Source organism: Kitasatospora sp. NPDC057518 (genome assembly GCF_042802075.1).
In the GTDB taxonomy this organism is placed as follows: Bacteria; Actinomycetota; Actinomycetes; order Streptomycetales; family Streptomycetaceae; genus Kitasatospora.
Genome location: NZ_JBHVEU010000258.1, coordinates 1 through 12739, shown reverse-complemented (window position 1 = coordinate 12739; position 12739 = coordinate 1). Strand labels below are relative to the sequence as shown.

Here is a 12739-nt window from a genome sequence, read left to right as displayed (position 1 = left end):
CCTCGGGCCCGTCCCCTCCGGTCCTTCAGCGGCCGCCACCGGTCCCATCACTTCCGGGAGGATTCCCATGCGCGTCTTCGTCACCGGCGGCACCGGTCTGATCGGCTCCGCCGTCGTCGCCGAACTCCTCGGCAACGGCCACACCGTCCTCGCGCTCGCCCGCTCCGACGCCTCCGCCCGGGCCGCCGAGGCGGCCGGCGCCGAGCCGCTGCGGGGAGGCCTCGCCGACCTGGACGTGCTGCGCTCCGGCGCCGCCCAGGCCGACGGGGTGATCCACCTGGCCTTCGGCAACGACTTCAGCAGCCCCGAGGCCCTCGCCCGGAACGTCGCCGAGGAGACCGCCGCCCTCACCACCCTCGGCGAGGAGCTCCTCGGCAGCGACCGCCCCCTGGTCACCGTCTCGGGTACGCCCCACGTGCCGGGCCGCGCCTCCACCGAGGCCGACCCGGTGCCGACCGACGGGCCGGTCGGCGGCCGCGGTCGCACGGTCACGGCGATCCTCGGCCTGGCCTCGCGCGGGGTCCGGAGCACCTCCGTCCGTCTGCCGCGCACGGTCCACAACGAGGGCACGGGCGGGTTCGCCGGCCTGCTGACCGACATCGCGCGCCGCAGCGGGATCTCCGGCTACCCCGGCGACGGCACCCAGCGCTGGCCCGCCGTCCACGCGCTCGACGCGGCCGCCCTCTTCCGGCTCGCCCTGGAGCGGGCGGAGCCCGGTACCGCCTGGCACGCCGTGGCCGACGAAGGGGACGAGGTGCGGGACATCGCGGCCGTCATCGGCCGACGGCTGGGCCTGCCGGTCCAGTCGGTGCCGGAGGAGACCTACGGCCCGCTGGGCCCGATCTTCCGGGCCGACCAGCCCGCGTCCAGCACCCGCACCCGCCAGGCGCTCGGCTGGGAGCCGCGGCACCCCGGTCTGCTGGAGGACCTGGAGAACATCCGGCCCTGACCGGCGACCGGCTACGGGCGACCGGGGGCGTCCCCGCAACGGAGCAGCTCGCAACTCCCCCCTCCCATACGGCACTTCACGTCCACAACAAGGTCCACACCAAGCAGGAGGTTCCATCATGGTGGCAGTCGTCTTCGGCGCCCGCGGCAACGTCGGTCGTCATGTCGCCGACGGCCTGCTGGCCGCCGGCGAGCAGGTCCGAGCAGTCAGCAGGACCCCGGTCGCGCACGCGGCGCCCGGCTACGAAGCGGTCGTCGCCGACCTGGACCGTCCCGAGACGCTGCCGGCGGCGCTCGACGGCGCCGACCGGATGTTCCTGTACGGAATGCTCGACCCCCAGAAGCCCTACGACATCGAGAAGGTCACCGCGGCGGCCGCGGCCGCGGGGATCCGGCAGGTGGTCCTGCTCTCGTCGGTGGCGGTCGTCCTGGACCCCGCCGCCGACCACCCGGTCGCCCGCCTGAACCGCACGATCGAGCAGGCCGTCCAACGGTCCGGCCTGGACTGGACGTTCCTCCGGCCGGGGACGTTCGCGACCAACACCCGTACCTGGTGGGCCGAATCGATCCGCACCGGCAACGTCGTCCGCCTCCCCTACCCGCTCGCGCAGTCGGCGCCGGTGCACGAGAAGGACATCGCGGCGCTGGCGGTGACCGCCCTCACCGAACTGGGCCACTCGCACCAGGCCTACACCGTCCACGGCGCCGAGTCCCTGACCCTGCGACGCCAGGTCGAGCACATCGGCGAGGCCATCGGCCGTCCCATCCGGGTCGAACACGTCTCCCACGAGCAGGCCCGCGCGGACGTCGCCAGGACCATGCACCCGGTCGTGGCCGAGGCGATCGTCGGCCAGTGGGCCGCCGCCGACGGCGTCGCGGCCGTGACCTCCGTCATCGCCGAAAAGATCACCGGCGCCCCGGCACACGCCTACGCCCAGTGGGCCGTCGACCACGCCGACGACTTCCGCTGAGCCCGTCGTACCGACCGGCCGACGTGTCGGGTCATCACCAGCACGGCGCGCACTGCCGAGGGTGGTCTTCGCGGGCGGCGTCCCGTCCGCGAAGGCCACCCTCGTGTGTGCGCGTCTGCGCGAGCCGCCGACAGATGGTGGACGCCGCCGCCGACTTCGTCACCAGGAACACCACCTGAACCGTTCCGAGGGCGCAGCGGGCTACTCCGGGGGCCCGCCGAGCGGCGGGATCACGTCCAGCTGCTGGAGGAAGCCGAGGACGTCCTTGTCCGACCACTTCTCGGCGAGCTTCCCGTTCTCGATGCGGTGGATCACCGTCGCCGTCATCGTGATCGGCCGGCCGGTCGCCGGGATGCCCGGGAGGTCCCCCACGCACATCCCACGGCCCGTCAGCCGGGTCACGACCTTGTCGCCCTCCGCGATCTGGTCCTCGATCTCGTGGACTCCGGGTGTGGCCTCCCAGAACAGCCGGAACGCCTGCTTCAAGCCCTCCCGGCCGGCGGCGAGCCCCGGGAACGGCGGCGGCGAGTGGTCCTGGTAGTCCTCGGCGACGAGGTCGTCCATGGCATCCAGGTTGCCGGCGTCCACCTCCTGGTAGAACCGGCGGACCAGCCTCTTGTTCTCTTCGATGGACATGGGCGCCTCTCCCTGCGTACGGTCGCGCCGCCGGAGCGGCGCACGACGCCCGCATCGTCGCCCGCCCGCTCCCCGCGCCACGTCCTCGGCACGCGCGGCCGCCGTGGACGTTCACCCGGAAAGCAGCCGTGCGGAAAGCCGCCGTGCGGGCCCGCCGTCAACGGGCAGTTGGGACGTACCGGTCCGCCGACAACGCGAAGACCCGGACTCGCCGGCCGCCGGTGGGATTGACGGTCTCGCGCTCCAGCCGCATCCCCAGCTTGGTCATGATCCGCTCGGAGGCGTCGTTGCCCACCTGGGCGATGCTGACGATCCGCTCCAGCCCCCGCTCCTCGAAGCCGAACCGTACGGCGGCCGCGGCCGCTTCGGTGGCCAGGCCCTGCCCCCAGTGGGCACGTCCCAGCCGCCAGCCGACCTCGACCGCCGGCAGCACCTCCGGCAGGTAGGAGGGCACCGAAAGGCCGGTGAACCCGGCCAGTTCGCCGGTGGAGCGGATCTCCACGGCGAACAGGCCGAAGCCCCGCGCCTCCCACTCCGCCTCCCACGCCCGGATCCCGTCGCGGGTCTGCTGCTCGTCACGGACGCTGCCGTCACGGATCCACCGCATGACCTCGGGGTCGGCGTTGACGGCGGCCATGGGCGCGACGTCCTCCTCGCGCCAGCGGCGCAGGATCAAACGGGGAGTCTCAAGCCTGATCATCCGATCATTCTGGATCGCCGAGAGGCTCTCCGCCAGCGTCGCCGGGCACCGAGGGAACTTGTACGAAGGCCGCGTCCGGACCGCTACCGCAGGCGGGCGAAGGCCTGGTCGGCGTCGGCGACGGCCTCGGGCCGCACGTCGCGGGCGCTCCGCCCGTCGGCGATCTTCTGCCAGTTGGCGCGGGCGAGCACCCGTTGGACCGCGATCGCCTGGGCCGCCCTCAGCCGCGCCTGGACGTCCGGGCCCGGATCGAGGGCCTCGGCCAGCGCCTGCTCGTCCGCGAGCATGTACTGCAAGAGCCGCCCCGCCAGGCTCGGCGTGGTGAACACCAGACGGTGGAAATCCACCACCGCGGGATGGTCGTTGAGGCCGGTGACGGGTTCGAACCGATCGAGGCCGTCCAGGAAGTGCGCGTGCAGTGCCGCCATCGGCGAGACGTCGGACGGGCGGTCGCGCACGACGCGCGCGGCCTCGCCCTGGTGGTCCGCGAACCCCTGCAGGACCAGGTCCTCCTTGGTGGGGAAGTACCGGAAGAGGGTCGGCTTGGAGACCTCGGCCACGGCGGCGATGTCGCTGACCGAGACCTGGTCGAATCCGTGCGCCAGGAACAGTGAGACCGCCGCTTCGGCGATGGCGTCACGGGTCCGCGCCTTCTTGCGGGCGCGCAGCCCCGTCGGCTCGATCACCTGAACAGCATAACATTAGTGACCAGGTTGCATTTTTAACCGAGTAACGATTTCCTGGAGGAATGACCCAGCCGAACAGCACGCAAAACGCCGCACGAGACACCGCACGAACCCCCATGCCGCCGGTGCTCGTCACCGGGGCCACCGGCCGGATCGGGCGCGGAGTCGTCGACGAACTCCTCACCGCGGGCGTGCCGGTCCGCGCCCTCACCCGTCGTCCCGAAGCGGCGGCGACGCTGCCGCCCGGCGTCGACGTCGTCACCGGCGATCTCACTGTGCCCGCCTCCCTCGACGGGGCGCTGCGGGGCGTCGGCGCCGTCTTCCTCCTCTGGACCGCACCGCCGCCGACCGCCGCGGCAGTCGTCGAGCGCCTGGCCGCCCACGCGCAGCGCGTCGTCGTCCTCTCCTCGCCGCACCAGACACCCCACCCCTTCTTCCGGCAGCCGAACCCCATGGCGGTGCTCCACGCCGAGATCGAGCGACTCATCGCGGCCACCGGCCTCGAATCGACGATCATCCGGCCGGGGATGTTCGCATCGAACTCCCTGGCCTGGTGGGCACCCGCCATCCGCGCCGGCGAGGTGGTCCGCTGGCCGTACGGCGCCGCCGAGACCGCCCCCGTCGACGACCGTGACATCGCGGCCGTCGCGGCCCGCACCCTCTACGAGGACGGTCACGCCGGCGGCGACTACGTCCTCACCGGCCCCGAGTCCCTGAGCCAGGCCGCGCAGGTGGAGATCATCGGGAACGTCCTCGGACGCCCGACCAGGTTCGAGGAGCTGTCGCCGGACGAGTTCCGCGGCGCGATGGACGGAAAGGCACCGCGCCCGGCCGTCGACATGCTGCTCAACGCCTGGGGCGCGACGATCGGAAGGCCCGCGTACCTCACCTCCGCGGTGTCCGACATCCTCGGAGTACCGCCGAGGCCGTTCTCCCGGTGGGTCGCCGACCACGCCGACGCGTTCAGGCCGAGCCCGACCCCGTCGACCTGACCTTCGCCCAAGTCATCGCCCGAGTCATCGCCCGAGCCGTCGGCCGGGTAGCGGGGGCCGCGTCGGCCGCCCTAGCGTGGCGGGCCAGGACAGCACCGGCCCGGCGAGAGGGACGACATGGCAGGGACGGATCCGCGGTTCGCCGCCTACGCCCCCGACCCGGCCGAACGGCACGCACCCGTGATCGCGGTGGTGGCGGAGGCCACCGGGGACGACGTGCCCGCGCTGGCCGAGTTGCAGGCCCGGGCACGCGGCGGCTCGGCGGACGAATGGGCGGACCGCATCCACCGGGCACTCCGTGGCGAGCGCAGCCTGGTCGTCACCGCGAAGGTGTCCAGTGAAGCCGTCGGGTACGCGAGTGCGGCCTACCTGCCCGCGCACCCGGCGGACAGCGCCCCGGCCGGCCACTACCTGACCGGCGTCACAGTGGATGCCGCCTGGCGGCGCCGGGGCCTGGCGAGGCTGCTGACCCGGCGCCGGATGGAATGGGCCTGGGAAAGGGAGTCGACGGTCTGGTGCTTCGTCTCCGCCAGGAACCGCGCCTCGCTCGACCTGCACCGGGAACTCGGCTTCGTGCAGGTGGAGTTCGGCGCCTCCTTCCAAGGCGTTGGATTCGCGGGCGGCGAAGGCCGGCTCCTACGGGCGGACCGGCCGCGGACGCCCTCACCCGACATCGCAGGAACGTCCTGCGGGATCCTGCCCGAACGCCACGGCCCAGACCCCGGGCCCATCAGCACCTGCGATGCCACCACGCCAACCCGGCGTCCGCCGTCGGCTCATGATGCGTCCGCCCGAGAAGCACCGCGTCCAGGCGATCCAGCTGAACCCGGAGTTCGCCCGCAGCCCTTGGCGGAAGCATGAACAGAGCCTCCTGCAACGTGTCCCGGGCCCAGCCCGACCCACAGCACGGACAGGTGAACTCGGCCTCCCACCGCCTCCACCGGCGCTCGGTGCCGTGGACACGCACGGACCAGACGCTCAGCGCCACTGACACCATGCCCGGAGCCAACCGCTCCCGCTCAAGCAGACGGACGGCGGCGTTGGCCGCCCCCGAAAGACCCGGGACATCGCGATACCGCACCCAGGGCCTCCCCCAGCCGCGTGCGCGCGGCCGAAGTGAAGCCGGTGTTCTACGCGGCATAGCCCCTTCGAATGCACGTCATGGATGACATCATCCCATGCTCCGAGATCGACCCGGTAGAACCCGGACCCGCCGGACATCAGGATTGAAAAATTTCCCGACGGCTTTCAAACGGTCAAAAACCAGGTGCGGATACCCCGGCACGCACTCCTATACTCGTGCGAACTCACGGAAAGGAGGTGCAGGCGGTGAAACTTGCCGAGGCACTGGCAGAACGCGCGGAGGCGACGCGCCGAATAGAACAGCTGCGGGCGCGCGTCGTCAGCAGCGCGCGGCACCAGGAGGGGGAGACCCCCGCCGAGGACGCGGCCCAGCTGCTGGCCGAAGTCGGTGAAGTACTGGACGCCCTGGAAACGTTGATCCGGCGGATCAACCGGACCAACGCCACCGTGGAGATGGGACCGGACGGCACGCTCACCGACGCCCTCGCGCGCCGGGACGTCCTGCGGCTGCGCCACTCCGTGGTCACCGCGGCGGCCGACGCGGCGGCGGGTACGGGCGAACGGGGATACGGCCGGCAGCTCCGGTCCGAACTGATGATGCTCTCCGCACTCCCGGTCGCGGACCTGCGCGCCCAGGCGGACGCACTCGCCCGGGACATCCGCGAGGTCGACGTGCGGATCCAGCGGACCAACTGGGAGGTCGACCTGCTGGACTGACCAGTCCGGCAGAGTGGCGGGACGCGATGTGGAGCAGGTAGCAGCTTCGGAGGCGTGCACACACCGAGAGCCGGCGGTACTCCGGCCCACTCCTGGCGCGTGAAGAGCAACGCGGGGTTCAACTCCCCACCAACAGCGCAGCTCAGCACCGCGTACAGGTAACAGTGCACATCACACAGCACATCACCATGTGCAGATCCGAAGCGGCGAGGGCGGGTTCGGGGCTTTCCACACCGTGCCACGGGTTTCCCTGTGTACCGTCGGACGTACACCACCCCTCCTATCATGGAGGCATGAGTTCGTATACAGGCACTGAGACTCGACCGGAACTGACTACAGCATTGAGCGGGAACGAACTGGCCCGCTGGTACTGGACGCTGGCCGAACTGACCACGCTCGCCCGGGAACTCGGCGTGCCGCGCGGCGGCGGAAAGGCAGCACTGACGGAGCGGCTACGAGCCGCACTCGACGGCGCCGCCCCACCGACCGCCCCACCCCGCGCACGCAAAGCCGGCCGCCAACTCGCCGCACCGGTGAACGGATCCACCGTCATCCCCGAGGGCCAGCGGTGCAGCCAGGTCCTGCGCGAGTACTTCCGCCACGAGATCGGCCCGGCCTTCCACTTCGACGCCCACATGCGCACCTTCATCGCCGAATCCGCCGGACGCACCCTGGCCGACGCCACCACCCACTGGCACACCACCCGCCAGTCCGCCGCCCAACCCCAGGACATCGGCCCACAGTTCGAACTCAACCGCTTCCTCCGCGCCTGGCACACCTCCCACCCGGCCGGCACCCACACCGCCGCCCTCACCGCCTGGCACACCCACCGCGCCCGCCCCCGCACCCCGGCCCCGGAGTGACCGGCGACCCCTGCTATGCCCAGGCTCCAGACTGCCGTTCCAGATCTTCACCGAACGCGAGGAGTGCAAGGCCACCACCGTCGCCGCGAACTCACCCTCCACCGAGTGGGACAAGGCCTTCGGAGACGCCCGGCTCCGCCCGGCCATCGCCGACCGCATCACCTTCTGCTGCACCCTCATCCAGATTGACACCGACTCCTACCGCTACCAGGCCCCCCGGGAAGGCCTCTTCGCAGCTCCGAAATGACCTCCGCCAGAGGTCAGCCGATCGGCGTCGCACGTCGTTCGGGCATCGGCCCGCCGACGGCAAACGAGATGCCGAGCGGTTCTGCGATCGGAGGGTGACCTTGGTGGCGGGAGTGGATTACGTTTGAGCGATCACCGACGCCCTGATCCGGGGGCACAAAGGAGTCGTCGATGCGCCACGAATCTCAGCACGGCGCACGTCTGGCCGCCTACGGGACCGTTACCACCCGCCTGTCCCTGCTGAACGACCGGCGTCTCGGCGAGATCGTGGCGTCAGCTCCTCCGGTCGGATCCGGCATCGGCGGCAGGTCGGCGGAGCTGGACATCGACGGGACACGGATCTTCGTCAAGAGGGTGCCGTTGACGGACGTCGAGACCCAGCCGGAGAACATTCGGTCCACGGCGAACCTCTTCGGTCTGCCGATGTTCTACCAGTACGGAGTGGGCTCGGCCGGCTTCGGTGCCTGGCGAGAGCTGGCCGTCCACGTCATGACCACCAACTGGGTCCTCGGGAAGGAGTACGAGGGCTTTCCCCTGATGTACCACTGGCGCATCCTGCCCGATTCCCCTCCCGAAGGCTTCGTGGACGAGTTCGGGGGCATCGACGGAGCGGTCGCCCACTGGGAAGGCTCGCAGGCGGTACGCGAGCGCCTGGAAGCCATCGGCCGATCCTCCCGCAGCCTGGTGCTGTTCTTGGAACACGTGCCACAGACACTCCGCAGGCTATTGCACGAGCACGGGGAGACTACGGTGGCCACCGGCGGCGGCTCTCCTGCATGGGCGGAGGATGCTCTGGCGCGGGGCACGGCGTTCATGAGCTCCCGCGGGCTCGTGCACTTCGACGCCCACTTCAACAACCTGCTGACCGACGGCCGGCTGATCTACTTCGCGGACTTCGGACTGGCCCTGAGTTCAGGCTTCGAACTCTCAGCAGCCGAGCAGCAGTTCCTCGCGGACCACCTCGGGTACGACCACGCCTACACGGCGAGCCACCTGATCCACCACCTCGCCGACCGCATCCGGGGTGACATGGAAGCAGACGCGTTCCTCCAGCAGTGGACCGCAGGTCACAGACCCGAGGCAGTTCCGCCCGAGATCGCCGTGCTCGTCGAGCGGCACGCCCGAGCCAGCGTCGTCCTGGATGGCTTCCACCGCCGACTACTGTCCGAGAGCAAGCAGACGCCGTACCCCGGCGCCGAGCTCAACCGCGTCGCGGACGCCGGTGAGACATCGCGCTGACCTTCGAAGGGACGGGCCCCAGCCGCGACTTGTCGGGCTCTGGGGCTCACCTCGCCCCGGCTCCTCGCTCGTCGATTCGGCGGCGGCTGACGACTCGACGTGGGAAGTCGGGCCTGCCGACTTCCTACGTCGGGCGATGGTCAGGGTGGGGTTGGGGGGCCGGGGTGGCCGCGGAAGGTGGTGCGGTAGGTCTGGGGGGAGACGCCGATCGCGGCGTGGAGGTGCTGGCGGAGGGAGGCGCCGGTGGCGAAGCCGATCTCGGTGGCGATGCGGTCGACGGGGAGGTCGCTGGTCTCCAGCAGGTGGCGGGCGCGGTGGAGGCGTTGCTGGATGAGCCAGCGGCCCGGGCTGGTGCCGGTCTCGTCCTGGAAGCGGCGGGCGAAGGTGCGCGGGCTCATCCGGGCGTGGGCGGCCAGCTCGCGGAGGGCGAGCGGGCGGTCGAGGTGTTGGAGGGCCCAGGCCTGGGTGGCGGCGGTGCCGTTGGCGCCTTCCGGGGGCACCGGTTGTTCGATGTACTGGGCCTGGCCGCCCTCGCGCCAGGGCGGCACCACGCACTGGCGGGCGACCTGGTTGGCGACGGCGCTGCCGTGGTCGGAGCGCACCAGGTGCAGGCAGACGTCAAGGCCGGAGGCGGCGCCCGCCGAGGTGAGGATGTCGCCGTCGTCGACGAAGAGCACGTCGGCGTCCAGGGCGACCCGGGGGTACATCCGGCGGAAGGCCGGTGCCAGGGCCCAGTGGGTGGTGGCGGGGCGCCCGTCGAGGAGGCCGGCGGCGGCCAGCGCGAACGCGCCGGTGCAGATGGAGACGATGCGGGTGCCGGGGCGGATCCGGGCGAGGGCCGCGCGCTCGGGCTCCGGCAGGTCGGCGGTGGCGCGGTGCAGGGCGTACGGCGGGATGACGACGGTGTCGGCGCTCTCCAGGGCCTCGGGCCCGTGCCCGACGGTGATGGTGAAGTCGGCGCTGGTCGCGACCGTCCGGTCCTCCGTCGCCGCGCACGTCACCACCTCGTACGCGCCCGGCACCCCGGGGAAGACCCGGTTGGGGATGCCCAGCTCGAAGGGGTAGACGCCGTCGAGGGCGAGGACGACGACGCGGTGCGGCGGCCGGGCGCCGGGGCCGCCAGAACCGAGGGGACCACGGGGTTCCATCGCAGGCATGGCACGATCCTATCGGTCTTTGGCAATCTTGCCATTTCGCTGGTCAGGGGCGCGGCCGCAGGCTGGATCCATGACCACGAACTCCACGAGCACGAACTCCACGAGCACGAACACGATGCGGGCCATCACCCAGACCGCCCTCGGCACCCCGGACGTCCTCCACGAGGCCGAGGTCGAGCGGCCCGCGCCCGGCGTCGGCCAGGTCCTCGTCGCCGTCCACGCCGCCGGGGTCAACCCCACCGACTGGAAGCACCGCGACCGCGGCTACTTCCTCGGGCAGCCCCCGTTCACGCTCGGCTGGGACGTCTCCGGCACCGTCGAGGCGGTCGGCGTCGGCGTCTCGCTCTTCGCCCCGGGCGACGAGGTGTTCGGCATGCTGCCCTACCCGTACGGCGCCGGCGCGCACGCCGAGTACGTCGTCGGCCCCGCCCGGGCCTTCGTGCCCAAGCCCGCCGTACTGAGCCACGTCGAGGCCGGGGCGCTCCCGCTGGTGGCGCTCACCGCCTGGCAGGCGCTCGTCGACACGGCGGGGCTGCGGCCGGGGCAGCGGGTCCTGGTGCACGCGGCGGCCGGCGGCGTCGGGCACGTCGCCGTGCAGATCGCCAAGGCGCGCGGCGCGTACGTCATCGGTACGGCGTCCGCCGCCAAGCACGACTTCGTCCGGGGCCTGGGCGCGGACGAGGTCATCGACTACCGGACGGCCGACTTCGTGGCGGAGGCCCGCGACATCGACATGGTCCTCGACCCGCTCGGCGGCGACGACCGGCTGCGCTCCCTGGAGACCCTCCGGCCCGGCGGCGTCCTGGTGTCGATCCTGCCCCAGGGGATCGACGAGGTGGCCGAGCGCGCCGCCGAGCTGGGCGTGACGGCGAAGGCCCTGCTGGTCGAGCACGACCGGGCGGGCATGGCCGCGATCGCCGCCCTTGTCGAAGCCGGGCAGCTGCGCCCGCACGTCTCCGCCACCTACCCGCTCGCGGAGGCCGCGAAGGCCCACGCCGAGGGCGAGACCGGCCGGGTCACGGGCAAGCTGGTCCTCACCGTCCGCCCGTAGCGGCGTAGCGGCTACCTGGACCCCGGGAGCAGCAGGCGCTCGGGAAGCGAACAGACCGGGGCAGATTCAGACCGAATCGGGCAGGGTGGGACGATACCTGCCATGCCTAGCAAGTCTCCATCGGTCCGGGACACCGACGCCCCGCCCGACCCGCTCTGCCGTCTCCTGCTCGACCTGGGCGAAGCCCTGCTGGGCGGCGGCCTGCCCGTCCATGAGGTCGAGGACGAACTCCGTGGACTGGGGCGGGCGTTGGGCGCCCCGGAGGTCCAGGTCGCCGCGCTGACCAACGGGCTGTTCGTGGCCCTGCACCCGGACGGCGCCACCAGGTTCCAGCCGCTCGGCGGCACCCTGCGGTTCGAGCAGACCGCCGACGTCCTCGACCTGGTGCACCGGCTGCGGGCGGGCGGACTCGACGGGCCGCGGGCGCGCGCCGAGCTGGACCGGATCCGGCGGGCGCCCGCCCGCTGGCCCGCGTGGGTGGCGGACTTCGGGGCGCTGCCGGTCGGGGTCGGGGTCTGCATCTTCCTGCAGCCGGTGGCGGCGAACGTGCTGGCCGCCGGGCTCGGCTCGCTGATCGTGGTGGGCCTGACCGTGCTCGCCCGGCGGCGGCCGCACCTGCGGCCGCTGCTGCCCGTCACGGCCGGCTTCCTCGTCGCGCTGCTGGTCCTGGCGCTCGCGCGGGCCTCGCTGCTGGACGGGCCGCTGCGGACGATCGTGGCCACCCTGGCGATCCTGCTGCCGGGCGGGCTGCTGGTCACCGGGCTGTCCGAGATCGCCGCCGGCGCGGCCAACGCGGGCACCGCCCGGCTGGTCTCCGGCGCCGTGCAGCTGACGCTGTTCCTCGCCGGGGTGGCCGCGGCCGCGACCGCGATCGGCATGCCGTCCACCGCGCTGGCCAACGTGCAGGTGGCCAAGCCGAGCTGGTGGGTGATCGCGCTGGGGCTGGCGATCGCGGTGGCCGGGGTGGTGGTCAACGTCCACACCCCGCCCTCGGCCATCCCGTGGATCGTCGCGGTGATCGCGGTGAGTGTCACCGCCCAGGTGGCGGTGGGGTCGGTGCACGGCGCGGCGATCGGCGGCCTGGCCGGGGCCGTGGCCGCCGCGGTCGCGGCCACCCTGGTGCACTGGCTGCCGGGCGGTCCGCTCTGGCAGGTGCTCTACCTCCCGGCGTTCTGGATCGTCGTGCCGGGCTCCTTCGGTCTGCTGAACACCGCGCAGATCGAGGTCGGCAACGGGGCGCAGTCGCTGCTGGCGGCCGTCTCGGCGGTCTTCGGGGTGTCGATCGGCACACTGATCGGCGCGGTGATCAGCCGGATCCCCCGCCCCAGCCTCACCGGCCTGCCGCACCGGGCCTGAGCCGGTCGGAACCAGGCCTGAGCCGGGCCCGAGCCAAGCCGGACCCGGGACCGGTACGGGCCGCAACCGGGCCCCGGGGCGCGCGGAGGTGCGC

Annotated in this window: 14 protein-coding genes; 10 read left to right on the top strand and 4 right to left on the bottom strand. The window is 72.3% G+C overall.

The genetic code is table 11. The features are described 5' to 3' along the window. Nucleotides 1-67 precede the first annotated feature (67 nt). Nucleotides 68-949 (top strand): SDR family oxidoreductase, encoded by an 882-nt coding sequence (locus tag ACFU7Z_RS24760; RefSeq protein ID WP_380779704.1) that lies wholly within the window; start codon nt 68-70, stop codon nt 947-949. Nucleotides 950-1067: 118 nt separating this feature from the next. Continuing rightward, complete coding sequence (locus ACFU7Z_RS24755; RefSeq protein ID WP_380779702.1) at nt 1068-1919, top strand: NAD(P)H-binding protein; 852 nt, start codon at nt 1068-1070, stop codon at nt 1917-1919. Between the two features lie 201 nt (nt 1920-2120). On the opposite strand, the gene ACFU7Z_RS24750 is transcribed toward ACFU7Z_RS24755, so the two are convergent. From ACFU7Z_RS24750 to ACFU7Z_RS24740, 3 genes are all read right to left on the bottom strand, one after another. Continuing rightward, complete coding sequence (locus tag ACFU7Z_RS24750; protein WP_117486781.1) at nt 2121-2555, bottom strand: ester cyclase; 435 nt, start codon at nt 2553-2555, stop codon at nt 2121-2123. A gap of 157 nt (nt 2556-2712) precedes the next feature. Further along, entirely contained in the window at nt 2713-3255 is a 543-nt protein-coding gene (locus ACFU7Z_RS24745; RefSeq protein WP_380779699.1) for a GNAT family N-acetyltransferase, read from the bottom strand. 83 nt (nt 3256-3338) lie between these two features. Then, nucleotides 3339-3941, bottom strand: a complete 603-nt coding sequence (locus ACFU7Z_RS24740; protein ID WP_380779697.1) for a TetR/AcrR family transcriptional regulator — start codon at nt 3939-3941, stop codon at nt 3339-3341. A 116-nt stretch (nt 3942-4057) separates the two neighbouring features. Between ACFU7Z_RS24740 and ACFU7Z_RS24735 the strand changes: the two genes are divergently transcribed. The 6 genes from ACFU7Z_RS24735 (at nt 4058) to ACFU7Z_RS24710 (ending at nt 9081) form a co-directional block, all read left to right on the top strand. Further along, nucleotides 4058-4933, top strand: coding sequence for an NAD(P)H-binding protein (locus ACFU7Z_RS24735; RefSeq protein WP_380779695.1), 876 nt, complete (start codon nt 4058-4060; stop codon nt 4931-4933). A gap of 117 nt (nt 4934-5050) precedes the next feature. Next, nucleotides 5051-5794 (top strand): GNAT family N-acetyltransferase, encoded by a 744-nt coding sequence (locus ACFU7Z_RS24730; protein WP_380779693.1) that lies wholly within the window; start codon nt 5051-5053, stop codon nt 5792-5794. 468 nt (nt 5795-6262) lie between these two features. After that, on the top strand, nt 6263-6733 hold the full coding sequence (locus ACFU7Z_RS24725; protein WP_049649941.1) for a DIP1984 family protein: 471 nt from the start codon (nt 6263-6265) through the stop codon (nt 6731-6733). 341 nt (nt 6734-7074) lie between these two features. Beyond that, on the top strand, nt 7075-7596 hold the full coding sequence (locus ACFU7Z_RS24720; protein WP_380779690.1) for a DUF6434 domain-containing protein: 522 nt from the start codon (nt 7075-7077) through the stop codon (nt 7594-7596). A 10-nt stretch (nt 7597-7606) separates the two neighbouring features. After that, a complete protein-coding gene (locus tag ACFU7Z_RS24715; RefSeq protein WP_380779706.1) occupies nt 7607-7843 on the top strand; it encodes an ATP-binding protein in 237 nt (78 codons plus the stop codon). A gap of 170 nt (nt 7844-8013) precedes the next feature. Next, complete coding sequence (locus ACFU7Z_RS24710) at nt 8014-9081, top strand: protein kinase family protein (protein ID WP_380779688.1); 1068 nt, start codon at nt 8014-8016, stop codon at nt 9079-9081. A 140-nt stretch (nt 9082-9221) separates the two neighbouring features. Here ACFU7Z_RS24710 and ACFU7Z_RS24705 read toward each other — a convergent pair whose 3' ends face one another. Next, a complete protein-coding gene (locus ACFU7Z_RS24705; RefSeq protein WP_074006458.1) occupies nt 9222-10229 on the bottom strand; it encodes a GlxA family transcriptional regulator in 1008 nt (335 codons plus the stop codon). Between the two features lie 79 nt (nt 10230-10308). On the opposite strand from ACFU7Z_RS24705, the gene ACFU7Z_RS24700 reads away from it, so the two are divergent. Then, nucleotides 10309-11289, top strand: a complete 981-nt coding sequence (locus tag ACFU7Z_RS24700; protein WP_380779686.1) for an NADP-dependent oxidoreductase — start codon at nt 10309-10311, stop codon at nt 11287-11289. A gap of 102 nt (nt 11290-11391) precedes the next feature. Beyond that, nucleotides 11392-12645, top strand: a complete 1254-nt coding sequence (locus tag ACFU7Z_RS24695) for a threonine/serine exporter family protein (protein WP_380779684.1) — start codon at nt 11392-11394, stop codon at nt 12643-12645. Nucleotides 12646-12739: the final 94 nt, after the last annotated feature.